The following is a 24292-nucleotide window of genomic DNA, read 5'->3' on the forward strand; positions in this document are numbered from 1 at the left end:
CACCCACACCAAACAGAGCCCGCACCACGCGGGCTCTTTCGTTTCAGGAACTTCAATGCAATTTGGCAGCGTATGCAGCGGCATCGAGGCCGCGACCGTCGCATGGCACGAACTTGGCTGGCGCGCCGCCTGGCTGGCCGAAATCGACAAGTTCGCCAGCGCAGTCCTGGCGCACCACTACCCCAGCGTTCCCAACCTGGGCGACATGACCAAGATCGCGCGCGCCATCCTGACCGGCGAAGTGTCGGCACCCGATGTGCTGTGCGGCGGCACGCCCTGCCAGGCATTCAGCGTGGCGGGCCTGCGCGAGTCGCTGGCTGATGCCCGCGGAAACCTCACTCTCAAATTTGTGGAGATCGCAAATGCAATTGACCATGTTCGAGCTGGACGCGGTGAAGACGAGTGCATCGTCTTCTGGGAAAACGTCCCCGGCGTACTCAGCACCAAAGACAACGCGTTCGGGTGCTTTCTGGCTGGGCTTGCCGGAGAAGATGAGCCTTTGGTCCCGCCAGGGCAAGCTCCAAAGCCGGGACAACCCTGGAAGTGGTCGAACGCTGGTGCTGTGTATGGACCCAGGCGAGCAGTCGCATGGCGGACCCTGGACGCCCAATATTTCGGAGTGGCCCAACGACGCCGCCGTGTGTTCGTTGTCGCAAGTGCTCGAAACGGGCTCGATCCCGCGCAGGTTCTTTTTGAGTGGGACGGCGTGCGCCGGGATACTGCGCCGAGCCGAGAAGCGCGGCAAACAGCTCCCACCATCCCTAGCCGAAGCACTGCAGGCGGTGGCCTCGGCACCGACTTCGATTGCGACGGCGGGCTGATTCAGGCCTACGGCGGCAACAACCAGAGCGGCCCGATAGATGTGGCCACGGCCCGCAACGCATGCGCCAGCGCCAGCGGAAGGATGGACTTTGAAACGGAAACGTTCCTTGTTCAGCCGACCCACACCCTGCGCGGCGAGGGCTTCGACGCCAGCGAGGAGGGCACGGGGCGAGGGACACCGCTGGTGCCGGTGGCCTTCGACACTACCCAGATCACCAGCGCCGCGAACCGCAGCAACCCGCAGCCAGGCGATGCATGCCACCCGCTGGCGGCTGGTGCGCACGCTCCGGCCATTGCGTTCCCTGCCAATCTGTCGGGCACGCAATGCGCGAGCACTGAAGAACTGGCGCCGTCCATGGGTGCCACTAACCCGACAGCGGTGGCCGTGCAAGCTTCGCAGTCCGGCGTGCGCTTCAACGAAACCGTGGGGACGCTGGACGCGAACTACGGCAGCAGAAGGCACAACGGCGTCATGCAGGGAATGCAGGTGCGCCGCCTGACGCCCACCGAGTGCGAGCGCCTGCAGGGCTTTCCCGACGGCTATACCGCGATCCCCTGGCGCGGCAAGCCCGCCGACCAATGCCCAGACGGCCCCCGATACAAGGCGCTTGGCAATAGCTGGGCTGTGCCGAACGTCACATGGCTTGGCCGTCGCATTCAAGCGGCGCTGCGCAATTAATAGCTACCAGCGCTTGACCATCAAGCGCTGCGCCCATTTACCGAGGATTCCCCATGACCGATAAAACAGACAGCAAGGAGCGCGAGGCTCTGCGCAGCATTGGCGAAGAACAGGCGTTTGAAGCGTGGTTCAAGGTTGATTGCCCGGTTGAAGGCGCAAACGCCAAGATCGCGGCAAAGGCAGCATGGAAGGCCCGCGCCTCTCTCGCAGCAAGTGCGGGGAGTGAGCCTGTGGCGTGGTGGTACGTGCCTTCCAAAGCCTGGGGCGACAAGGTGTTTACTGATGACCCGGTGCGCGCAGAGGATGCGCGGCAGGCAGGCTGCGTTGTTGAGCCCCTCTATCTCCACCCCTCTCCCCCAGAGGGAATGGTGGGAGGGTGGCAGGACATTGCCACGGCGCCGAAGGATGGTACGTACCTCCTTCTTTGGGAGCAGTACAGCACCAACCCGTTTGTTGGCTGCTGGGCTTTCGGCTCTTGGAGCGTCAGCCATGAGCATGTTGATGCAGAAGGCGGATGGGATGGCGCGAACGTGGTGGATTCGATCAGCCAAGACCTAATCACCCACTGGATGAAACTACCGGAGTCGCCATATGGCAAAAATTGAACTGACGCACGGCCTATTTGCGGAAATTGACGACGCCGACATTCATCTGATATCTGGAAGAAGTTGGCACGCACGCAAGCGGCGTGATGGGAAAACCCACTACGCAGTTTCAACAGCAGGAGTACGAATGCATCGGCTCTTGCTGGGCGTCACTGACGGCCGGATCGTGGACCACAAGGATGGCAATGGACTAAACAACCGGCGCGACAATTTGCGGGCCGGGACGCAATCAAAAAACTGCGTGAACAGAATAACAACTCCGGGGAAAAATCTGCGTGGCGCTAGGCCAAAAAAGGGCAAATGGCAGGCTTACATCAAATACCAAGGGCGGCAGCGCAGCCTTGGTTATTTTGATACCGAGAAAGCGGCACACGAGGCGTACCTGGCAGAAGCCCGTCGTCTTCATGGGGACTGGATGCCCCTTCCTCCCCCACCCACCTCATCTGCGGATAGCAGAAAGGGGGAGTGATGGCACTCACCAAAGCACAGCGCGCGGCCCTGCGAGAGAAGTTCGGCGGACGGTGCGCCTACTGCGGCCAACCACTGGGCGACCGGTGGCACGCAGACCACATCGAGCCCATCGTGCGCAATGACTGGTATCAGCGGGCAGGTTTCTCGATTCCGCAACGCGGCCCGGACTACCCGCACCGCGACACGCTGGAGAACATGAACCCAGCATGCCCGCCATGCAACATCGACAAACACAGCATGAGCCTTGAAGACTGGCGCGTGATCATCGCGCGCAGCAATGAGGTTCTGACGCGCGATGTGAGCACGTTCCGGCGCGCTCTGCGCTACGGGCTTGTCCAACTCAACACCAAGCCGGTGCTCTTCTATTTCGAGCAACTGGCGCAGAAAGACCCATCATGACAAACCAACAAGGGGCGCCAGAAGCGCTGGCTAACTTCGACGCAGCAGTAGCGGCCGTGTTGCAATGCGTCAGCACAGCGCCGTGCAACAGCCATGAAATTTGCACATGGTTCGCCGCAAACATTCGCGAGCGCCTTGCCGCCCTGGTAGAGGCACAGCAGCCCGCCCCATCGGCTGCGGCTGCAGTGGAGGCGGAGCGCGAAGGCCTGCGCGTAGCGATTCGTTCCGCCATTCAGGCTTCCCGCTACCACTTTTCGGACCCTATTCGGCGTGACGCGGCCGATCGTGTTTTGCTCGACCTGCTGGACGACATCAATGCGCGGACTGCAGCACCCCAGCCCTCCCCCACGCCCCAGCCAGCGCAAGTACGCGACTACCCGCCGCTAACCATCGCCGAGGCGCGCGACCTCACATGCATGTTGGCCGGTGCCCCGTGGCCCGATGAGATGCTGCCTGAATTGCTGCAACTCCTGGCTATCTACGACAACCTGCGCTCTGACAATGCTCGTCCTGTGGACCCAGCCTCGTTGCCTTCTGACATGGCGCAAGCTGTGATCTCCACCGCACGGAATCCGGCAGTGTCAGAACAAACGGCCGAGCCAACCGGCTTTTGGGAGTGGGTAAGACAGGCATACCGCGCCCCTGAGTCCACGAGCTTCACTGTCCACAACATGGCGGTGGCGTACCGAGCTGGGCGCGACGCCGACCGCGCAGCCCGTGCCCCGGCAGACAGCGTGACGGCTCCAGCCGCTGGCGCAGTAGCGGGGCAAGTGGAGAAACAAGTTCAGCGCATCGGGAAAGAACTTTTGCGCAGCGAACAGATGCATGCTGCCAAACCAGACCGCATAGCCAGCGCACTACGCGCTATGTCAGAGTCTATGCACACTGACTACAAGCAAGAGATAGGCTCCAACAACTGCATGCAGTGCTGCGTAGCCTACATGCTAGGCATGCCGATTTCACAAGTGCCGCACTTCGCGCAAGGCAACGACCCGGTTGCGTGTTGGGATGGCTTTCAGTCCTTCATTGCGAAGCAAGGCTACACAGCAGTAATGCTGCCGGGGGATCAACGCCCTGAATCGCACTATCTCGCATCGGGCAAATCGGCGCGTGGAACATCTCACATGGTTGTGATGCATGACGGCAAATTGCTACATGATCCGCACCCGACAAACGCTGGCCTGGTAGACGTGCAATGTATTTGGCTGCTGGCAAAGTCCGCCGCCGCCCCCACCCCACCCACCCAGGCGGCAGACAGCGTGCTGGATTCGGCATTCGAGGCTGTGCGCAAGAATCTATGCGCGCTGCAGCGCCACTCATTCTGTTTGGACGACGATGGCGTAGTGCGGCGGGTACGGGATCGGACGGGGAACTGGATTGAATTCGATGACGCCCACGAACTGTTCGACCCTGTTGCTGTGGACGCAGCCCGCAAGCAAGGAGCAAACCATGACTGAGCCGACAGAACTGCTGCCGTGCCCGTTTTGCGGTGCCGGTGAATCGCAAATACATGTGAACAAGGGCACATGGAACGGCCGTGGGTATGGCGAGCCAGTTTCCGTCGAGGTGCGGCACTGGTGCGCCGATGTTCCGGGCCAGCCTTCGCGCATGATTTCACGAGCTGGGCGCGATGAGGCATCCGCAATCGCTGCATGGAATACCCGAACCACCCCGCAGCCACCCAGGCGCAGGCCGGGGCGGTGCCGCTGACGGGTGAGCAGAAACACGCACGCAACCCATACCGGCACAGTCGCGGCGCTGCCAGCATCTGGCTAGCAGGGTTCGCGGCTGCTGAGCTGTGGTATCGGATCGGCATCAAAGGAGGCCAGCATGGCGCTGAGTGACCAAATCGAAGAGCTGGCAAAGAAGCACGGCGCCACCAGTTACCGCAACCGCGCCGACACGCAGCACCCGGCCTATGGGTTCACGCCTGCACAACTCGTGAACCTCCTGGCCGACTTCACTGCAGAAGTCCGCAAGGATGACGAGGCCCTGATGCGGAGGCTGCTGGAGGCGCTGGAGTCCTGTAGCGCAGTCCCTCACTGGCCGTCGTTTCAACCCGCAATCACGGCTGCCCGCGCCCGCCTCGCGCCGCCGCCGCCCGCTGACTGACAGGCACCCCCACCCCATCAACAGCCCCGCTCATGCGGGGTTTTTCGCTTCTGGAGCCGAGATGCAATACATCCTCACCCAAGCCGAGTACGACGAGCTGCGCCGCACCCAGGGCGTGCTCACGACCGCAAAAAACGCCGAGCTGCAGAAACTCTGCACCGACGCGGCCAACCACATCCCCATCACGAGCGACTGGGCACCGAACGATCCGCCCGCCCCGTTGGGCTGCATCCTCGACGAGAGCAGCCCGAACCACGGCGGCTATTGCGACGACTGCCCTGCGCAGCGTATCTGCCCACACACCGGCAAGGAATACAGCCAGTGACCGCACCCGACTGGTCAGCCGCAGACAAGGCCTACCAGCTCCACCACTCCAACTGCCCCACCTGCCGCGCCGCTGGCACTGCCCCTGGTTCAAGGGAGCGGTGCCCAGCGGGGCTGGAGCTGTGGGCCACCTATCAACAGGCGGGAAATCCGCCGCACTTCACCTGGCTGCGCCGGGAGAAAGCAAGCCGTGTTCAGCAACAAGATAACCGTCAAACCAGTGCAAGGCCAAGACTTGATCGGCTTTGAAACCGACATTTATGGGCAGGTTGCCATGCAAGTAGCCAGCCTTCAAGACCAGATCGTGCGCGACCAGCTGATTGCGGCCGGGTGGACGCCGCCACCGAGGCGCCCGCCATGGATCAAACCTGGGGATTTCTTTGGCGGAGGCAGGCCAGCGCGTGCAATGGACGTTGATCCGGGCGACTTTTACGGCATCACCGAGGCGATACACCACGCGCTCGAAATGCTTGAAACCCACCCGGAAGCGGGCACTGATTCCAGCCCTCTCGACCCAAAACGCTCCCGCCGCTTGCGACAAGCGCTCATGGCAGCGTGGCTGCTGGAGTACCCAGAGGAGGCAAATGCGATAAGCGAAACGGAGCAGAAGGGCCCAACCCCATGAAAACCATCCACATCCTCTACGGCGGCCCAGACCGCCAGATCAAGGACGCCACGGGCAAGGTGTGGCGCTTTGAAATGCACCCCCACAGCGAGCCAGCCGTACAGGACGACGACGGCGAGCTGGCCGACAAGCAGCCCGGGGAGCGTTCGCCCTTCTGGAAAGCCGTCAGCCTCTGGGCCCGCCAGGGCGCCGTCATCGGGCCCGATGGCCTGTGCACCTGGAAGCCTGAACCTGAACCCACGCTTGTCCACCTGGGCGGGCGGAACTATGCAGTCGCCGGGTCTGGCCTGGCTGAGACGTACGGGAGAACACCATGAGCACCTTCCTGAACGCCATGGATCTGGCCTACCTCACTGGCCAGCGCCCCGCCGATACCGTGGGCATGACGGACGACGACATCGAGGACGGCCGCTTGAAGGTCACACAGGGCAAGACCGGGGCGAAGCTGCGCATTAGGATCGAGGGGGAACTGGCCGTGCTGCTGGACCGCATCAAGGCCCGTAAGGACGCCTGCAAGATGTGGAGCTCCGCGCTGGTGGTGAACCAGGCCGGTGAGGCGCTTTCCCAGAAGGCGCTGGCCGAGGTCTACAAGCGCGCCCGGGCGAAGGCGGCCAAGCTGAACCCGAAGCTGGCCGACCAGATCAAAACCATGCGGTTCTACGACCTGCGCGCCAAGGCGGCCGACGACGTTTCAGAGGTGCGCGGAGAGGCTGCCGCCGCCGAGCTGCTGGGCCACGATAGTGTGACCACCACCCAGCGCCACTACCTGCGAAAAGGCCGGGTGGTTGGGCCGACCAAGTAGGCGCAGCAGGTATGATTCGGCACCTGCATAAGGTGAATTTGCGTAGCAATACGCAAGAAGTTAGTAAGCGCTACCGCTGAAAGCACTACTGCCCGTAGCTCAACTGGATAGAGCAATAGCCTTCTAAGCTATAGGTCGGGGGTTCGAGTCCCTCCGGGCAGGCCAGCCGCCCAGCTGGTAGCTTTCAATCTCCCCACTCATACCAATCGATCCATTCTGACGAGTGTGGAACAGCCAAGCAATGCGCGCGCGGGCTGGATAACGGATGTGGATCAAGCACCTCGTTGCGTACATCCCCAACCCTAACGATTGGGCTGCGGCACAGCAGCGTAATTCATGGCAATGGCCTGCACCACGGCGCCGATCAATGCCGCATCGCCAGCGCTCTGCGGCAACACGTCGCGCACGATCTGGACCGCGTATTGAAGTTGCTCTTTGGCCAAGGCCGCAGACATGGCGTTGCCGCGCTTTTCACTGGGCGACGCGTCGCGAATCACAAGGCTCATCAGAAACTCCCAAAAAGTGGAGCATGCAGTATGCGCCGTGTGGGGCCGTGGTGAGCGAGAGGCGGGGCTTTGATGGTGAGAAAACCCCCTTGACGCACAACGCTGCACAGGGGCAGACGCAAGGCAAGATTCAATACAGGCCCAAAGCAAAAAGCGCTGCAACATTTCTGCTGCAGCGCTTTGCTATTTTGGGGTGGCTGATGGGGCTCGAACCCACGACAACAGGAATCACAATCCTGGACTCTACCAACTGAGCTACAGCCACCGTAGCTTTGTATTATAGCCCGGTATTTTGGTCCCGGACATCAAATCGCTTAATTTTCTGCAGTCACTGTTGCCGCCGCCTCAGGACGCGGTGCCTTGATCTGCACCTTGAAGCGCTGCTTGAGCAGTTCATAGTACGCCAGCCCTTCGGCCGTGGCCAACCACTGCACGTATTGTTGGCGCTCCTGCTGCGCACGCTGCGCGTCCGGTGCCTGGCGCGGCACGACGCGATTGACCTTGACCACGGCATAACCCGCAGCGCCCAAATCCACCCCCGTCCAGCCTGGCAGCGCTTCGGAGGGAGCCCGCAGCGCGGCGTCGATCAGGGCACGCGGCAGGTTCTGGGTCTGTTCGCGGGAGACTTCGGTCGCTGCGGCCAAGCCTGTGGCAGAAGACGGGGCAGCCTTCCATGCATTGAGCTTGGCCTCGCCCTCCTTGCGTGCGAGTTCGGCAGATTTCTCAGCCACATACAAGGTGCGAACACGGGCCTTCACTTCGTCATAGGGCAGTGTCAATGCAGGGGTGTAGGTGGTCACACGACCGGCAGCCATCTGGCTGGGGCCCACTTCCACTGCCTCGGTGTTGCGCTTGTTCTGCAGCGAGTCGGTCGCAAAAAGTGCTTCGAGGAACTTGGCGTTGGCCAGAGGGCCCTTGGCACCTGCGGCAGGGGTCCGGGTCACGCCCTTGGCAGTCTGGATCTTCAGCTTGAGCTTGTCGGCCACGGGCTGGAGGCTGTCTGCCTGCTCATACACACCGTTGGTGAAGGACTCTGCCACCTCGGCAAACTTGCGCTGCGCCTGCTGCTGCTTGAGCTCTGCTTCCATGGTGGGGCGCAGTTCTTCAAAGCTGGGCTGGCGGGGTGTCTTGATGTCGGTGAGCTGGATGATGTGATAACCAAACTCGGTTTCCACCAGATCACTGATTTCGCCCTTTTTCAGCGCAAACGCAGCTTCTTCAAAGGGCTTGACCATCGCACCCCGGGCAAAGAAGTTCAGGTCTCCGCCCGCAACGGCCGAGCCCTTGTCGTCAGAGGATTTCTTGGCCACATCAGCAAAGCTGCCGGGAGCCTTGCGCACCTGGGCCAGCAGTTCAGTGGCACGGGCCTTGGCCTTCTCGCGGTCCGCGGCGGATGCATCCTTGGGAGCGTTTACCAGGATGTGGCTGGCGCGGCGCTCTTCCTTCGCCGTCATGCGAGCCACATTCTCTCTGTAGTAAGTACGCAGGTCGTCTTCACCCAGGGTGATGGACGCCCGCACGCTGTCGAGATCCAGCACCACGTATTCGATGGCTGCCTGTTCCAGTTGCTGGAACAGGGCGGGATGGGCCTTGTAGTAGGCCTCCAGGTCTGCATCTGTCGGGGTGACTTTGCTGGCGAAGTCGGCAGCGTTGAATCGGGCCACCTGGATCTCGCGGCGCTCGTACAAAGCGTCGAGCGCGAGCTTGACCTGGGCATCGGCGCCAAATGCAGTGCTCATCACGCCACCCATCACTTGGTTCACCGAGATGTCGCGGCGCACATTGGCTTCGAAACCTTCGGGCGTCAGGCCTTGAGCAGCGACCAGTGCGCGATAGGCATCGGCGTCCAGCGTACCGTCCGGGCGCTTGAGTCCCGCAATGGCGGGAATCTCCTGCAGGCTGCGGGCCAGACGCGCATCGCTGGTCACGAGGTGCATCTTTTGCGCGGCAGCCGCAAGCACACGGTCACGCACCAGGCGCTCCAGCGTGGCATACCTGGCGCTGGGAGAGTCCAGCAACTTGGGATCGACCGAGGGAGACTGGGCGCGAATGCGGTCTGTCTCCATGCGATGGGCATTGTCCCAGTCCGTCTGGTTGATGTTGTTGCCATCGACACGGGCTACCACAGGGCTCTTTTCAGAGAAATAGTTGCGGTCGATGCCTACCAGCACAAACGAAGGAATGATCAGCAAGAACAAGAAGATCATCACGATCTTGGAGTGCTTGCGGATGGATTCAAACATGGTCGATCTTTCAGAAGGCAAAAAACAAAAGGCGAACTTGCGTTCGCCTTTGTTCGGTGATGGTGGGTCCTGACGGTCTCGAACCGCCGACCTACTCCGTGTAAAGGAGCCGCTCTACCAACTGAGCTAAGGACCCCACCTAAACTGATCCTCAGTTCAAGGCATCTTTCAATGCCTTACCAGGACGGAACTTCGGAACTTTAGCAGCTTTGATTTTAATCGTAGCGCCAGTACGGGGATTGCGACCGGTACGGGCAGCACGCTTGCCCACAGCGAAGGTACCGAAACCGACGAGCGACACGGTGCCGCCCTTCTTGAGAGTCTTCTTGACAGCCTCGATCGTGGATTCCAGGGCACGCGCAGCAGCGGCCTTGGAGATGTCGGCGTTGGTAGCGATGTGCTCAATCAATTCGGTTTTGTTCACAAGAAGCCTCTCGGAAAAGAGTTAATGGAATGTCTCGAGGATATCTGGTCTTCACACGCCTGAAAGCACAGCCGTGGGCTGGTGGAGAACAGGCGGGGGAATGACTGGCATACACAGCAGTGGCTGCTGCATCAGATTAAAGCCATCGAGTTTCAGAGTGTCAATACAACACGCTGTTTTGCGTCAGCGTTGTTTTGAATTCTAGTCGTATTTCACGCTGCGACAGGGCTTGGCGGGGGTTTTTGTCTCAAACACGCCGTATCGGCAGCACTCCGTATTGACACCCCGCAGCCAGCCATACTCAACGAGCAGCGAGTGCCTGAGCGATGGCTTTGCCCACATCCTGCGTGCTGCCCGTGCCGCCCAGGTCCGGGGTGCGCGGAGCACCACTGCCGGGTTGCAACACGGCTTCGATAGCGGCCAGAACGGCGTCGTGCGCGGCGCGGTAACCCAGGAAGTCCAGCATCATTGCGCCGCACCAGATCTGCCCGATGGGGTTGGCGATGCCCTTGCCCGCGATGTCGGGCGCCGAGCCATGCACCGGCTCAAACAGCGACGGCATGGTGCGCGTGGGGTTGAGGTTGGCGCTGGGCGCGATGCCGATGGTACCGGTGCACGCAGGTCCCAGGTCCGAGAGGATGTCGCCAAACAGGTTGCTGGCAACCACCACATCAAAGAAGTCCGGCCGCTGCACGAAGTGGGCGGTGAGGATGTCGATGTGGAACTTGTCCACCGTCACATCGGGGTAGGCCTTGGCCATCTCGGCCACGCGCTCGTCCCAGTAGGGCATGGTGATGGCGATGCCGTTGGACTTGGTGGCGCTGGTCAGGTGCTTCTTGGGGCGCGATTGGGCCAGTTCAAACGCAAACTTCAGCACACGGTCCACGCCGTGGCGCGACATCACTGTCTCCTGCATCACGATCTCACGCGGAGTGCCTTCGTACATGCGGCCACCGATGCTGGAGTATTCGCCTTCGGTGTTCTCGCGCACGATCAGCATGTCGATCTCGCCGGGCAGGCGCGGGCTGCCGTCTCGGCGCACCACAGGGGCGATCACGCCTGGCATGAGGCGCGCGGGCCGAAGGTTGATGTACTGATCGAACTCGCGGCGGAACAGCAGCAGCGAGCCCCAGAGCGAGATATGGTCAGCGATCTTGTCGGGCCAGCCCACCGCGCCGAAGTAAATGGCCTCATGGCCGCTGATCTGGTCCTTCCAGTTATCGGGCAGCATCTTGCCGTGCTTTTCGTAGTAGTCCCAGCTCGAAAAGTCGAAGTGGTCGAAATGCAGGTCAATGCCAAACTTGCGGGCGGCCTCGTCCAGAACGCGGAGGCCCTCGGGCATGACCTCTTTGCCAATGCCGTCACCGGCAATGACTGCAATGCGATGCTTCGCCATTCAGATGCTCCTGAAAATATAGCTGCCTGCGCTTATTCATCCAGCGCTCCAGGCATCAAAGACTTGAAAACTATTTGACGCGTGCCCGGATCTCGGGCAACGCCTTCTGCAGGTAGTACACCATCGACCAGACGGTGAGCACCGCCGAGGCCCAGATGAGCCAGGTGCCCCACACGCCGGTATCGATCACGCCAAACAGGCGCCCGTCGTACAGCAGAAAGGGGATGGCCAGCATCTGCACCGTGGTCTTGACTTTGCCGATCATGTGCACGGCCACGCTCTTGCTGGCGCCGATCTGCGCCATCCACTCGCGCAGGGCCGAGATCGCGATCTCGCGGCCGATGATGATGAGCGCCACAAACACGTCGGCACGTTGCAGGTGCACCAGCACCAGGAGCGACGCACACACCAGAAACTTGTCGGCCACCGGGTCCAGAAAAGCTCCGAAGGACGAGGTCTGGTTGAGCTTGCGGGCCAGGTAGCCGTCCAGCCAGTCGGTGGCCGCGAACACCACGAACATCACGGTGGCGATGAGATTGCGCGTGGCCGGGTCCAGCGGTGCGTAGAACACCCCCACGATCAAAGGTATCGCGACGATGCGCGTCCAGGTCATCAAGGTGGGGATAGTCCAGAACATGGCGGCGATTGTGTCACGGCGCGGCCGTGGAACGGCACATGGGGCTTATCTCAAGGCCTTGTAAATTTCTTCTGCCAATTCATGCGAGATGCCATCCACGGTGGCCAGGTCCTCCACGCTCGCGGATGCCACACCACGCACCCCGCCAAAACGTTGCAACAGGCGCGCTCGTTTCTTGGGCCCCACCCCCGCAATTTCTTCCAGTTGCCCGCCCCCCACACGCACCTTGGCCCGTGCCGCGCGCATGCCGGTGATGGCAAAGCGGTGCGCCTCATCGCGGATCTGCGCCACCAGCATGAGCGCGGCCGAATCCTTGCCCAGGTAGACCTTCTCACGCCCATCGGCAAACACCAGCTCTTCCAGGCCCACCTTGCGGCCCTCGCCCTTCTCGACCCCCACGATGCGGGTCAGGTCCAGCCCCAGCGCAATGAACACCTCACGCGCCACGCCCACCTGGCCCTTGCCGCCGTCGATGAGCACCAGATCCGGCAAACGCGCCTGGCCTTTGGGCCGGGCTGCGGCTTGCGCCTCGGGCGATTGCGCATAGTCGATGCCGCCCTCCTCGCGCTGCGCCTCCACCACCTTGCTGTAGCGGCGCGTAAGCACCTGGCGCATGGCGGCATAGTCGTCGCCGCCGGTGATGCCTTCGATCTTGTAGCGGCGGTATTCGCTGCTCTGCATCTTGTGGTGGTGAAACACCACACACGACGCCTGGGTGGATTCACCCGCCGTGTGCGAGATGTCGAAACACTCGATGGTGAGTTGGTCCAGGTCTTCGGGCGGCAGATCCAGTGCCTCGGCCAGCGCCCGCGTGCGGGCCTGCTGCGAGCCCTCCTCGGCCAGCAGACGGGCCAGTTGCAGGTCGGCGTTTTTCTGCGCCATGTCCAGCCACGCGCGGCGCTGTTCGCGCGGCTGGTGGATAGCGTTCACGCGCAAGCCACTTTGTTCGGTCAGCGCGTCCAGCAAGGCCTTGTCCACCGGCACACTGGTCACCAGCAGCGGTGGCACGGGCACACCGATGTAGTGCTGGGCAATGAAGGCCTCCAGCACCAGGGCCTCCACGGGGCGAACCGGACGAGACGGGGTAGCCACCGTTTCATCCGCACCGTCCCCGCCCTCTTCTTCAAACACCGCCGCAGCATCCTCGACATGCACCGGAAAGTACGGCCGGTCGCCCAGGTGGCGGCCACCGCGCACCATGGCCAGGTTCACGCAGGCGCGGCCACCTTGCACGCGCACCGCCAGGATGTCCACATCCTTGTCATCCACCGTCTCGATGGACTGCTGGTGCAGCACGCGCGACAGCGCCTGGATCTGGTTGCGCACCTCGGCAGCCTGCTCAAACTCCAGCTTGTCCGAATGCGCCATCATCCGCACCTCCATGGCTTGCAGCACCTCCTGCGTTTCACCACGCAGCAGCGCCTCGGCGTGCTGCACGTCAGCCGCATAGGCCTCAGGCGAGATCAAGTCCACGCAGGGCCCGGTGCAGCGCTTGATCTGGTACAGCAGGCAGGGCCGTGTGCGGTTGGCAAACACCGTGTCTTCGCAGGTGCGCAGCCGGAACACCTTTTGCAACAGCTGGATGGTTTCCTTCACGGCCCAGGCGCTGGGGTAAGGGCCAAAGTACCGGTGTTTTTTATCGACCGCGCCCCGGTAGTACGCCATGCGCGGAAACACCTGGCCCGGCGCATCGCCCCGCGTGTGGGCGCCCGGCGTTCCGGTGATCTTGAGATAGGGGTAGCTCTTGTCATCGCGGAACAGGATGTTGAACTTTGGGTTCAACGTCTTGATGAGGTTGTTTTCCAGCAGCAGCGCCTCGGCTTCGGAGCGCACCACCGTGGTCTCCATGCGCACAATCTTGCTGACCATGTGGCCGATGCGCGTGCCGCCATGGTTCTTCTGGAAGTAGCTGGACACCCGGCGCTTGAGGTTGAGCGCCTTGCCCACATACAGCAGCGCATCCTGCGCGTCGAAATAGCGGTACACACCCGGCAGCGCGGGCAGCGCAGCCACCTGCGCCAGGAGTTCTTCGGAATGCACATCAGACATGGCGCGTATTGTGGCCCCGCGCGCAGCCTGCCCAACTCACTATCAAATATATAGCTGCTAGCGCTTATCCATCAAGCGCCAGCGGCCATTTTCATCAAAACACCCGAATCATTCCGCCTCGATCTTCGAGGTCTTCACCACCTGCGCCCAGTTGGCGAGATCAGCCTTCACCTTGTCACCCAACTGCACCGGGGTCTGGTAGTCGGCCGTGGCGCCCTGCTCCTGCGCCTTTTGCTGGAAGGCCGCGTTCTGCACCACGGTGCGGATGTCGGCCGTCAGCTTGTCCACCACGGCCTTGGGCACGGCGGCGGGGGCAAACACCGCAAACCATGAGGTGGCATCGACCTTGGGGTAGCCCGCCTCGGCCGTGGTGGGCACATCAGGCAGGCTGGGCAGGCGCTGCTTGCCCGTCACGGCCAGCACGCGCAGCTTGCCGCTGGCGATGTGGGGCATGAACGGCGGTGCAGTGCCAAAGGTCAGGTCCACCTGGCCGCCCAGCAGGTCCTGCAGCGCCGGGCCCGTGCCTTTGTAGGGCACGTGGACCATCTTGATGGCGCCCTGCTGCTCCAGCATGGCACCGGTCACGTGCTGCAGCGACCCGTTGCCCGACGAGGCATAGTTGAGCTTGCCGGGGTGGGCCTTGGCGTAGGCGATCAGCTCGGGCAGCGTTTTCACCGGCAGGTCGGCACGCACCACGATGATCTGCGGGGCCGAGATCACGTTGGCCACGGGTTGGAAGTCACCCTGCTCCCACTGCTTTTGTTTGGTGATGTGGGGCGAGATGACGTGGTAGCCCGAGTACTGCATCAGCAGCGTGTAGCCATCGGCCTCGGCCCGCTTGACGGCGCTGGCGGCAATGTTGCCGTTGCCCCCGCCCTTGTTGTCCACGATGACCGACTGGCCCAGCACCGGCGCCAGCGCTTGCGCCAGCATGCGGGCCGACAGGTCGGTGGTGCCGCCTGCGGCGGTGGGCACCACCATGGTGACGTTCTTGGACGGGTAAGCGCCTTGTGCCGCTGCGTGGCCGATGAAGCCGATGGCCAGTGCGGCCAGGGCGAGGGTGGTGAACTGCTTGCGGGTGGTTTTCATGAAAGGGATGTCTCCGTCGTTGTCGTTGTTGTCAAAAAATCTGAGTTGCGAGAGGCAAAAAAAGGCGCAGAGAAAGCCCCCGATCAATCCACCGTGGCACCCGTGTCCTTGACCACGCGGCTCCACTTGGGCAGGTCAGACTGCACCAGCGCCGCCAGCTGCGCCGCCGTGCCCTTGAAGGGCTCGCAGCCCACGGTGGCCAGCTTGTCCACCACGTCCTTGTGCTCCAGCGCACGGGCCACCTCGGCCTGCAGCTGCGCCACGATGGGCGCGGGCGTGCCAGCCGGGGCAAACAGCGCATACCAGGGCGCCTGGCCAAAGCCCTTGATCGTCTCGCCGATGGTGGGCGCATCGGGCAGTGCGGCCACGCGCTTTTCATTGACCACACCCAGCACCTTGAGCTTGCCTGCCTTGATGAACGCAATGGCTGACGGCAGGCTTTGGACCGACAGCGGCACTTGCCCGCCCACCACGTCTGTGGCTGCAGCGGCGGAACCCTTGTAAGGAATGTGCTGCAGCTGGATGCCTGCCGCCTTTTGCAGCATCTCGCCGATCAGGTGGTTCAGCGTGCCGTTGCCCGCCGAGGCAATCGCATATTTGCCAGGGCTGGCCTTCGCCAAAGCCACCATTTCGGCCACGGTGTTGGCCGGGAAGGACGGATGAGCCACCAGCACATAGCCCGCAGTGGCCACGGGCGCCACGGGTGCAAAGTCCTTCACCGGGTCAAAGCCCGGGTTCTTGTACAGCGCAGGGCCAATCACATGGGCGCTGTCGGCCGTGAGCAGCAGGGTGTAGCCATCGTTGCGCGCACGGGCCGTGGCGCCGGTGGCCAGCGTGCCGCCCGCGCCAGGGCGGTTGTCCACGATCACGCTCTGGCTCAGTTGTTCGCTGAGTTTTTGCGCCACCACGCGCGCAATGGCGTCGTTGGCGCCACCCGCAGCCTGGGGCACCACCACGGTGATGGGCTTGGAGGGGTATTTGTCCTGCGCGCCCGCTGCCAAAGCAGCGGAGCACAGCACGGCCGCCGTGAAAATGCGGCGGGACAGTGGGGCGGGGAAGGTCATGGCTTTTGTCTCCTGGTGTTATGTATGAATGCCGGCTCGCCCGCATTCAGCGGGCCAGCGCTCTTTCGCGAATGGCTTCGAAATCCGCAGGCACCGGGTGCAGCGCCAGGCGAGGGCCCGCCTTGGCAATCTGGCTGGGAATGTCGTGGCCAATGAACGCAGGCAGTTGCTGCGCAGCGGCCACCAGTTGTGCCAGATCCACCCCGGTGTCATAGCCCATCAGCGCCAGCGCATGCACGATCTCTTCGCTGCACACATTGCCGCTGGCGCCGGGTGCATACGGGCAGCCGCCCAGGCCGCCCAGCGAGGCGTCGAACCGGTCTGCGCCTGCGTCAATGGCCGCCAGCACATTGGCCAGCCCCATGCCGCGTGTGTTGTGGAAATGCAGGGTGAACTCCACCCCCGGCCAGCGCGCGCGGGCGGCCGCGGTGAGCTGGTGCACCTGCGTGGCGTAGGCCATGCCCGTGGTATCGCACAGCGTGGTGCCGCGCACGCCGAGGTCCACAAAGCGCTGCACCCAGCCGAACACATCGGCCTGGGCCACATCGCCTTCCATGGGGCAGCCGAACACGCAGGACAGCGACACATTCACCGCCACGTTGGCGCCCTGCGCCAGGGCCACCACCTGCGCCAGCGCCGCGAACGACTGTTCCTGCGTCATGCGCAGGTTGGCCAGGTTGTGCGTGGCGCTGACCGACATGACGAGGTTCAGCTCATCCGTGCGCGACTCGATGGCGCGCTCGGCACCGCGCAGATTGGGCACCAGCGCGGTGTAGACCGTGCCGGGGCGGCGCGTGATCTCGCGCATCACAACCTCGGCATCTTTCAGCGCAGGAATGGCGGTGGGCGAAGTGAACGAAGTCACCTCGATCTTGGCCAGGCCTGCCGCCGACAGCGCATTGCACAGCGCGATCTTGTCGGCCGTGGGCACAAAGGCCTTCTCCATCTGCAGGCCGTCGCGCAGGCCGACTTCCTGCACGTGGATGCGGCGGCCTGCGCCCTGCCACACCGTGTTGGATGCACTCATTGAATCACCCCCTTGCTGCGCAGCAGCGCGATCTGTTCGGCCGTGAGCCCGGCCTCGGCCAGCACCGCATCGGTGTCGTCGCCCAGGTGCGGCGCGCTGCTGCGGATGCTGCCCGGCGTGGCCGAGAGCTTGGGCACGATGCCCGGCACTTCCACGCTGTAGCCGTCGCGCGTCTGTTGCGTCAGCAGCATGTCGCGGGCGCGGTAGTGCGGGTCTTCAGCAATGTCTTTGGCGGTGTAGACCTTGCCCGCAGGCACGCGGGCAGCGCCCAATGCATCCAGCACCTGCTGCACAGTGCGCTGCGCGCTCCAGGCGCCAATCGCCGCGTCAATCTCTTCCACCCGCACCACGCGGCCGGTGTTGTTGGCCAGGTCGGGTGCGGCGCCCAGGTCGGGCCTGCCAATCGCATCCATCAGTCGCTTGAAGATGCTGTCGCCATTGCCCGCCACCAGCACCCAGCCGTCCTGGCAGGGGTAGGCGTTGCTCGGTGCAATGCCCGGCAGCGCGCTGCCTGCTGCCTCGCGCACGGCGCCGAAGGCGCTGTATTCGGGGATCAGGCTTTCCATCACGTTGAACACCGCCTCGTGCAGCGCCACGTCAATCACCTGACCCTGGCCGCCGTTGACCTTGCGGTGGTACAGCGCCGTGAGCACGCCGATGGTGCCGTGCAGCGCCGCCAGCGTATCGCCGATCGACACCCCCACGCGCACCGGCACGCGGCCGGGCTCGCCCGTCAGGTGGCGCAGGCCGCCCATGGCTTCGCCGATGGCGCCAAAGCCTGGCAGGTCGCGGTACGGCCCCGTCTGGCCGTAACCAGAGATGCGCAGCATCACGAGGCCGGGGTTGAGTTGGTGCAGCTCCTCGGGCGACATGCCCCAGCCTTCCAGCGTGCCGGGGCGGAAGTTCTCGACCAGCACATCGGCTTCTGCAATCAGCTGGCGAGCGATGTCCTGCCCCTCCTTTTGCCGCAGGTCCAGCGCCACCGAGCGCTTGTTGCGCGACTGCACCTGCCACCAAACGGAGGTGCCCTCCTTGATGAGGCGCCAGTTGCGCAGCGGGTCGCCGGTCTCGGGTGCCTCGATCTTGATCACATCGGCGCCAAACTCGCCCAGCGTCTTGCCGCAGAAAGGCCCGGCAATGAGCTGGCCCATTTCGATGACGCGCACGCCTTGCAAAGCGGCGGGGGAAGCAATGGAATCCATGGGTGGGGTTATCTCCTGCGGCCAGCCCCACGCCGGGGCGGCTCGGGGCGAATGATGCGCAGGGTGTGCGGGGCCGTAAATCGCTCAAGCAACAAGATGCCATCGCAAACCGGCATGGCAGCTTGTTACCATCAGGCCCCCATGAAACTTGACCCCGTCTCCCTGCGCCTGTTTGTGGCTGTGATGGAAGAAAGCACCATCGCTGCCGCCGCCGCGCGCGAGCACCTGGCCGCCTCGGCCGTGAGCCGCCGCCTGGCCGACCTGGAAGACGCGTTGCACGTGTCACTGTTCACCCGCAGCAACAAGGGCACCGAGCCTACCGCCGCCGCCTTTGCGTTGCTGAACCTGGCGCGTGGCGTGCTCAACGACCTGGACGGCATCGCCACGCAGATGCGCGAATACGGCACCGGCGTGCGCGGCCATGTGCGCGTGGTGGCCAACATCTCGGCCATCACGCAGTTCCTGCCGGCCGAGCTGCAGAGCTTTCTGGCGCAACACCCGCAGGTGGACGTGCGTCTGCAGGAGCAGATCAGCACATCAATAGCCCATTCAGTGGCCGAGAACGCGGCCGACGTGGGCATCCTGAACGAAGGCCACTACGGCGAGCGAGTGACGCTGCTGCCCTACCGCACCGACGAGCTGGTGCTGGTGGTACCCACCGGCCATGCGCTGGCGCGGCGCAAGTCCGTGCGGCTGGCAGACGCCCTGCCCTATGACTTTGTGGGCGCGCACCCCAACAGCGCCATCAACAACCAGCTCACCCGCGCATCCGCCGAGGCTGGCCTGCCGCTTCGACTGCGCATGCAGGTCACCAGCTACGACGCGCTGTGCCTCATGGTCAACGCCGGTCTGGGTGTGGGCGTGATGCCGCGCGGCAGTGCGCGGCTGTACCAGGGCGCGCTGCAGATCCGCACCGTCACCCTGAACGAGCCCTGGGCCCACCGCCGCCTGTCGCTGTGCGTGCGGTCGGAAGAATCCCTCTCCACCGTGGCCCGGCTGCTGGTGGACCACCTGCGCACGCAGCCCGCCACACCATGACCCCCGACCGCCAGCCCCTGCAGTGGGATGTGTTCTGCCGCGTGATCGACAACTTTGGCGACATTGGGGTGTGCTGGCGCCTGGTGGCGCAGCTGGCCGCACTGGGCCACCGCGTGCGCCTGTGGGTGGACGACGCCTCGGCGCTGCAATGGATGGCCCCTGGGGGCTGCCCCGGGGTGGAGGTGCGGCCCTGGGGCGCGCCGCCGCCGGGCCCCAACGAGCCGCCACCCGATGTGATGGTGGAGGCCTTCGGCTGCGATATTGCTCCTGAATTCATAGCGTATAGCGCATATTCCACTAGCGCTTCTGGCCAAAATCGCTCCAAACCTGTCTGGATCAACCTGGAATACCTGTCTGCAGAGGGTTACGTCGCACGCACCCACCGCCTGCCGTCCCCCATTCTGTCCGGCCCGGCATCGGGGTGGACGCGCTGGTTTTTTTACCCCGGCTTCACGACCGGCACCGGCGGCCTCCTGCGCGAGCCCCATCTGATGGCGCGGCGCGAGGCCTTTGACCGCAGCGCCTGGCGCACGGAGCACCGGGCACTGTTTGGCAGGTGCGAAGAAATACCGGGCAGCCGCTGGGTGTCGCTGTTCTGCTACGAGCCCCCGGCGCTGGCCCACCTGCTGCAACAGTGTGCGCTGCAACCCACCGAGCTGCTGGTCACGCCTGGCCGCCCGGCCGCTGCTGTGCGGGCGACACTGGCCGAGCCCTCCGGAAACGAAGGAGGTCCGCAAGCGCATGACCAGCGGGGGCTGCTGTCCTTGTCCTACCTTCCCCACCGCCCCCAGCCAGCGTTTGATGAGATGCTGTGGGCCTGCGACTTCAATGCGGTGCGGGGCGAGGACTCGCTGGTGCGTGCGCTGTGGGCGGGTCAGGCCTTTGTCTGGCAGATCTACCCGCAGCACGACAACGCCCACCACGACAAGCTCTGGGCCTTTCTGGACTGGCTGCAGGCCCCTGCGTCGCTGCGGCAGTTCCACGCCACCTGGAACGGGCTGGACGCCGCGCCGCTGCAATGGCCGGACGACAACACGCTGGCAGAGTGGACCGCCTGCACCCAGGCTGCCCGTGCGCGCCTGCTGACGCAGGACAACCTCGTCGCACAACTTTTGGGCTTTGTCGCCGAAAAACGGTAAAATCCGAGGCTTTGCGCAAATCAGGTGCGGCATGTCAGTGCCTGCTCCCCGCGCACTTTCGCCGCAGAACATGCACCGGCGCGCATACCAGATGGTTTGCCAGCCCGCGCGTTGAGCGGCCCCAACCCAAGCAACTTGCTATGAAAATCGCTCAAGAAATCCGCGCCGGCAACGTCATCATGCACGGCAAGGACCCCATGGTGGTCCTGAAGACCGAATACGCCCGCGGCGGCCGCGGTGCAGCCACCGTGCGCATGAAGCTCAAGAGCCTGATCGGCAACTTCGGCACCGAAGTCGTGTTCAAGGCCGACGACAAGATCGACAACGTGATCCTGGACAAAAAGGAGTGCACCTACTCCTACTTTGCCGACCCCATGTACGTGTGCATGGACACCGAGTACAACCAGTACGAAGTGGAAGCCGAAAACATGGGCGACTCGCTGAACTACCTGGAAGACGGCATGATCGTGGAAGTGGTGTTCTATGACGGCAAGGCCATCTCGGTCGAACTGCCCACCAGCGTCGAGCGCGAAATCACCTGGACGGAACCCGCCGTCAAGGGCGACACCTCCGGCAAGGTCATGAAGCCTGCCAAGATCGCCACCGGCTTCGAAGTGCCCGTGCCCCTGTTCGTCAGCCAAGGCGACAAGATCGAAATCGACACCCGCACTGGCGAATACCGCAAGCGCGTCTAAGGGCGGCAAGGGCTCGCTGCCCTCTCTCCCTCCCAGGAGATCCCCCAAAGAAAAAGGCTTCCCTCGGGAAGCCTTTTTTTATGATTCAGAGCCAATGCGCTAGTGCTGCATGGGTCTAACGCTATGAATTAAATAGCAATCAGATAGGTTGCGCCACCAGGTCGTGCCCCTGCACGCCCACGATACGTGCCTTGGTGAACTCCCCCACCTTGAGCTGCTTGCTGATCTTCTCGGGTGGCAGCAGCTGCACGGTGCCGTCGATCTCGGGCGCATCCGCATAGGTGCGGCCCACGCCCCCTTTGCGGCCCAGGGCAGGGGCATGGTCCACCAGCACCTGCATGGTGGCACCCACCCGGCGCTGCAGTCTGGCGATCGAGACCTCTTCCGCCACCGCCATGAAGCGGGCACGGCGCTCTTCGCGCACTTCCATCGGCAGCATGCCGGGCAGCTCGTTGGCCGCAGCACCATTCACATCGCTGTAGGCAAAGCAGCCCGCACGGTCAATCTGCGCCTCGCGCACGAAGTCGAGCAGGTGCTGGAACTCTTCTTCCGTCTCGCCCGGAAAGCCCGCAATGAAGGTGCTGCGGATGACCAGCTCGGGGCAGGCTTCGCGCCAGCGCAGGATGCGCTCCAGGTTGCGCTCGCCACTGGCGGGGCGCTTCATGCGCTTCAGGACATCAGGGTGGCTGTGCTGGAAAGGCACGTCCAGGTACGGCAGCACCTTGCCCGTGGCCATGAGTGGGATCACCTCGTCCACGCTGGGGTACGGGTACACATAGTGCAGGCGCACCCAGGCACCATAGGGCTCTGCAATCTCGCCCAGCGTCTGCACCAGCTCCAGCATGCGGGTCTTGACGGGCTTTCCGTCCCAGAAGCCCGTGCGGTACTTCACGTCCACACCATAGGCCGAGGTGTCCTGACTGATCACCAGCAGTTCTTTCACACCACCTTCAAACAAGGCCTTGGCCTCGCTCAGCACGTCGCCAATGGGGCGCGACACCAGATCGCCGCGCATGGACGGGATGATGCAGAAGGTACAACGGTGGTTGCAGCCCTCGCTGATCTTGAGGTAAGCGTAATGCTTGGGCGTGAGCTTGATGCCCGCGATGCCGAAGCTGCCGGGTACCAGGTCCACGAACGGGTCGTGGGGCTTGGGCAGGTTCAGGTGGACCGCATCCATCACCTCTTGCGTGGCATGGGGCCCGGTCACGGCCAGCACGCTGGGGTGCATCTGGCGCACCATGTTGCCGCCATCGTCACCCGTGCGGGCGCCCAGGCAGCCGGTGACGATGACCTTGCCGTTCTCGGCCAGGGCTTCGCCAATGGTGTCCAGGCTTTCTTTCACGGCATCGTCAATGAAGCCGCAGGTGTTGACGATGACCAGGTCTGCGCCCTGGAAGGTCTTGGAGGTTTCGTAACCCTCCGCGCTCAGCTGCGTGAGGATCAGCTCGGAATCGGTCAGTGCCTTGGGGCAGCCCAGGCTGACGAATCCGACTTTGGGTGTTTTGGTGAGGGCAATTGCTTCGCTCATATCCCCGTATTGTCCCAGTTCCGGCGTTGAGCGGTCAGGATGGCCGATTCATCGCAAGGTTTGCCACCTGCCGCAACCTGCGCAACCGGTGCTGCACCAGCCCGCAGCCACCATTCAAAGGCAGCACCACCGCTCTAGCGGCGCCGCCCAGGGGCAAGGCGCCGAAGGCGCCTCGGGGGCTATCTTTTCAGTCCAAATGCGCCCAGCATCTGTTCCGTCTGCTTTTGCATCTGCTCCTGCATCTGGGCCAGCATGGTCTGCGACTGCTCGACATAGTTGCCCATCATGCCCTTGAGCATAGGCGACTGCAGGCTCATGAACTGCGCCCACATCTCGGGCGTCACGCTTTGGGACTGCTCGGCCAGCTTGGTCTGCACGTCGGTGAAGGCCTGGACGTTCTTCTCCAGGTACGCGCCCATGAACCCCTGCATGGCATGGCCGTAGAACCGGATGATGTTGGCCAGCACCGCCTCGGTGAACATCGGGGCGCCGCCCGCCTCCTCTTCCAAAATGATCTGCAGCAGGATGCTGCGTGTGAGGTCTTCGCCCGTCTTGGCGTCGCGCACCACCACGTTCTGGTGGTCCATCACCAGCTGGCGCACCTCGGCCAGGGTGATGTAGGTGGAGGTGTCTGTGTCGTACAGACGGCGGTTGGGGTACTTCTTGATGACGCGCTGGGCCGATTTGGACGCAGCGGTTTTCGGTTCGGACACAACGAACTCCTCGGGCTCAAAACCCATGTATTGCAGTGCAGCACATTCTAGGGAGACTGCTGCGCCGCGGCGGCAAAGGAATACCCTGAGGACGCAGGACAACCGAGTGTCGCGCGTGTGACTGATAGGTCCTGCGCTGTGTGTCGTGGAGCTTCCGGCACCACACACCACAGCCCGGCAACAGCGCGTGAAGCGAAAGAATGAAGCGAAAACAAAAAAGCCACCTTGCGGTGGCTTGCTGCATGAACACCGCTTGCGGTGTTGTTGCCAAGTTTTTTGCACTGAAAGCTGGTGTCTTTCAGAAAAACTTGGTAGGCGCGATTGGACTCGAACCATAATTTTGAGCCAGATGGATCAATGTGTTACAGGGAAACGGGTCAGCAAATCACCCCTGTTTTCCCCTTGATTCCCCTGTTTTCACCCAAGAGAATCACCCACGCATGACCCCCATCATTCAGCACTTGGTAGACGCGATCTACTCAGAGCCCCGCGTTGGCCGCTTCATGCCCGCGCGCATCGAGCTGGGGCCCGATCTGTTCCCCCACTTCCAGCGAGAGCACCGAAAGGCTCTGGCTGCCGTGCTGCCTGAGGCAGGCAACGTGTACCCCGGCTCACTGGCAGGCGTGCCAGTGGTGGAGGTGAAGATCCCGGGCGCGGTTCTGGTGCGGCAGGATGGGCGGCGGGAATTGCTAGCGATCGA

The 24292-nt window shown here is 63.2% G+C and carries 27 protein-coding genes and 3 tRNA genes; 16 read left to right on the forward strand and 14 right to left on the reverse strand.

The features are described from left to right. The 12 genes from N4G42_RS15425 to N4G42_RS15475 form a co-directional block, all read left to right on the forward strand. The coding region (locus N4G42_RS15425) for a DNA cytosine methyltransferase (protein ID WP_409557837.1) at positions 1-1501 on the forward strand (1501 nt) is incomplete at its 5' end. Between the two features lie 53 nt (positions 1502-1554). Further along, positions 1555-2106, forward strand: coding sequence for a DUF551 domain-containing protein (locus N4G42_RS15430; protein WP_260667807.1), 552 nt, complete (start codon positions 1555-1557; stop codon positions 2104-2106). After that, positions 2093-2575, forward strand: coding sequence for an HNH endonuclease (locus N4G42_RS15435; protein ID WP_260667808.1), 483 nt, complete (start codon positions 2093-2095; stop codon positions 2573-2575). The genes N4G42_RS15430 and N4G42_RS15435 overlap by 14 nt, the downstream gene beginning before the upstream one ends. After that, positions 2575-2976: an HNH endonuclease gene (locus tag N4G42_RS15440; protein ID WP_260667809.1), complete on the forward strand. Its 402-nt coding sequence runs from the start codon at positions 2575-2577 to the stop codon at positions 2974-2976. Before N4G42_RS15435 ends, N4G42_RS15440 begins: the two co-directional genes overlap by 1 nt. Next, positions 2973-4433, forward strand: a complete 1461-nt coding sequence (locus tag N4G42_RS15445; protein WP_260667810.1) for a hypothetical protein — start codon at positions 2973-2975, stop codon at positions 4431-4433. The genes N4G42_RS15440 and N4G42_RS15445 overlap by 4 nt, the downstream gene beginning before the upstream one ends. Further along, positions 4426-4686: a Lar family restriction alleviation protein gene (locus tag N4G42_RS25680; protein ID WP_409557838.1), complete on the forward strand. Its 261-nt coding sequence runs from the start codon at positions 4426-4428 to the stop codon at positions 4684-4686. The genes N4G42_RS15445 and N4G42_RS25680 overlap by 8 nt, the downstream gene beginning before the upstream one ends. Positions 4687-4806: 120 nt before the next feature. Further along, a complete protein-coding gene (locus tag N4G42_RS15450; protein WP_260667811.1) occupies positions 4807-5088 on the forward strand; it encodes a hypothetical protein in 282 nt (93 codons plus the stop codon). Positions 5089-5149: 61 nt separating this feature from the next. After that, positions 5150-5413, forward strand: coding sequence for a hypothetical protein (locus N4G42_RS15455; protein WP_260667812.1), 264 nt, complete (start codon positions 5150-5152; stop codon positions 5411-5413). A 189-nt stretch (positions 5414-5602) separates the two neighbouring features. Beyond that, the gene (locus N4G42_RS15460) at positions 5603-6037 is read left to right on the forward strand and encodes a hypothetical protein (RefSeq protein WP_260667813.1); all 435 of its coding nucleotides are present in this window, start codon (positions 5603-5605) and stop codon (positions 6035-6037) included. Continuing rightward, positions 6034-6354, forward strand: coding sequence for a hypothetical protein (locus N4G42_RS15465; RefSeq protein ID WP_260667814.1), 321 nt, complete (start codon positions 6034-6036; stop codon positions 6352-6354). Before N4G42_RS15460 ends, N4G42_RS15465 begins: the two co-directional genes overlap by 4 nt. Next, positions 6351-6839 (forward strand): tyrosine-type recombinase/integrase, encoded by a 489-nt coding sequence (locus tag N4G42_RS15470; RefSeq protein ID WP_260667815.1) that lies wholly within the window; start codon positions 6351-6353, stop codon positions 6837-6839. The genes N4G42_RS15465 and N4G42_RS15470 overlap by 4 nt, the downstream gene beginning before the upstream one ends. Before the next feature lie 88 nt (positions 6840-6927). Then, a tRNA-Arg gene (locus tag N4G42_RS15475) sits at positions 6928-7004 on the forward strand. Positions 7005-7141: 137 nt separating this feature from the next. Here the strand turns inward: N4G42_RS15475 and N4G42_RS15480 are convergent. From N4G42_RS15480 to N4G42_RS15535, 12 genes are all read right to left on the reverse strand, one after another. Next, a complete protein-coding gene (locus N4G42_RS15480; RefSeq protein ID WP_056064167.1) occupies positions 7142-7345 on the reverse strand; it encodes a hypothetical protein in 204 nt (67 codons plus the stop codon). Between the two features lie 189 nt (positions 7346-7534). Beyond that, positions 7535-7610 (reverse strand) — tRNA-His (locus N4G42_RS15485). A 49-nt stretch (positions 7611-7659) separates the two neighbouring features. After that, entirely contained in the window at positions 7660-9588 is a 1929-nt protein-coding gene (locus tag N4G42_RS15490) for a SurA N-terminal domain-containing protein (RefSeq protein ID WP_260667816.1), read from the reverse strand. A gap of 60 nt (positions 9589-9648) precedes the next feature. Further along, a tRNA-Val gene (locus N4G42_RS15495) sits at positions 9649-9724 on the reverse strand. A 15-nt stretch (positions 9725-9739) separates the two neighbouring features. Continuing rightward, entirely contained in the window at positions 9740-10012 is a 273-nt protein-coding gene (locus tag N4G42_RS15500; RefSeq protein ID WP_008906675.1) for an HU family DNA-binding protein, read from the reverse strand. Positions 10013-10313: 301 nt separating this feature from the next. Further along, a complete protein-coding gene (locus N4G42_RS15505; RefSeq protein ID WP_260667819.1) occupies positions 10314-11408 on the reverse strand; it encodes a tartrate dehydrogenase in 1095 nt (364 codons plus the stop codon). 70 nt (positions 11409-11478) lie between these two features. Further along, positions 11479-12045, reverse strand: a complete 567-nt coding sequence (gene pgsA / locus N4G42_RS15510) for a CDP-diacylglycerol--glycerol-3-phosphate 3-phosphatidyltransferase (RefSeq protein WP_026436902.1) — start codon at positions 12043-12045, stop codon at positions 11479-11481. A 45-nt stretch (positions 12046-12090) separates the two neighbouring features. Continuing rightward, positions 12091-14094 (reverse strand): excinuclease ABC subunit UvrC, encoded by a 2004-nt coding sequence (gene uvrC / locus N4G42_RS15515; RefSeq protein ID WP_260667820.1) that lies wholly within the window; start codon positions 14092-14094, stop codon positions 12091-12093. A 108-nt stretch (positions 14095-14202) separates the two neighbouring features. Beyond that, positions 14203-15183, reverse strand: coding sequence for a tripartite tricarboxylate transporter substrate binding protein (locus N4G42_RS15520; protein WP_260667821.1), 981 nt, complete (start codon positions 15181-15183; stop codon positions 14203-14205). Between the two features lie 83 nt (positions 15184-15266). Further along, positions 15267-16247, reverse strand: a complete 981-nt coding sequence (locus N4G42_RS15525; RefSeq protein WP_260667822.1) for a tripartite tricarboxylate transporter substrate binding protein — start codon at positions 16245-16247, stop codon at positions 15267-15269. Positions 16248-16293: 46 nt separating this feature from the next. Then, a complete protein-coding gene (locus N4G42_RS15530; protein ID WP_260667823.1) occupies positions 16294-17274 on the reverse strand; it encodes a hydroxymethylglutaryl-CoA lyase in 981 nt (326 codons plus the stop codon). Next, a complete protein-coding gene (locus N4G42_RS15535; RefSeq protein WP_260667824.1) occupies positions 17271-18476 on the reverse strand; it encodes a CaiB/BaiF CoA-transferase family protein in 1206 nt (401 codons plus the stop codon). Before N4G42_RS15535 ends, N4G42_RS15530 begins: the two co-directional genes overlap by 4 nt. Before the next feature lie 141 nt (positions 18477-18617). Here N4G42_RS15535 and N4G42_RS15540 point away from each other — a divergent pair, with 141 nt between their 5' ends. From N4G42_RS15540 to efp, 3 genes are all read left to right on the forward strand, one after another. Next, on the forward strand, positions 18618-19514 hold the full coding sequence (locus tag N4G42_RS15540) for a LysR family transcriptional regulator (RefSeq protein ID WP_260667825.1): 897 nt from the start codon (positions 18618-18620) through the stop codon (positions 19512-19514). Then, the gene (earP, locus tag N4G42_RS15545) at positions 19511-20653 is read left to right on the forward strand and encodes an elongation factor P maturation arginine rhamnosyltransferase EarP (RefSeq protein WP_260667826.1); all 1143 of its coding nucleotides are present in this window, start codon (positions 19511-19513) and stop codon (positions 20651-20653) included. The genes N4G42_RS15540 and earP overlap by 4 nt, the downstream gene beginning before the upstream one ends. A 140-nt stretch (positions 20654-20793) precedes the next feature. After that, the gene (efp, locus tag N4G42_RS15550; RefSeq protein ID WP_260667827.1) at positions 20794-21348 is read left to right on the forward strand and encodes an elongation factor P; all 555 of its coding nucleotides are present in this window, start codon (positions 20794-20796) and stop codon (positions 21346-21348) included. Positions 21349-21487: 139 nt separating this feature from the next. Here the strand turns inward: efp and rimO are convergent, their stop codons facing one another. Beyond that, positions 21488-22879 carry a 30S ribosomal protein S12 methylthiotransferase RimO gene (gene rimO / locus N4G42_RS15555; RefSeq protein WP_260667828.1) on the reverse strand — a complete coding sequence of 464 codons (1392 nt, stop codon included), beginning with the start codon at positions 22877-22879 and terminating at the stop codon, positions 21488-21490. A gap of 179 nt (positions 22880-23058) precedes the next feature. After that, positions 23059-23619 (reverse strand): polyhydroxyalkanoate synthesis repressor PhaR, encoded by a 561-nt coding sequence (gene phaR / locus N4G42_RS15560; protein WP_056064204.1) that lies wholly within the window; start codon positions 23617-23619, stop codon positions 23059-23061. Between the two features lie 413 nt (positions 23620-24032). Here phaR and N4G42_RS15565 point away from each other — a divergent pair. Next, positions 24033-24292 (forward strand): hypothetical protein (locus tag N4G42_RS15565; RefSeq protein ID WP_260667829.1); only part of this gene is annotated, 260 nt, incomplete at its 3' end.

Source organism: Acidovorax sp. K2F, from assembly GCF_025246485.1.
GTDB lineage: Bacteria > Pseudomonadota > Gammaproteobacteria > Burkholderiales > Burkholderiaceae_C > Acidovorax > Acidovorax delafieldii.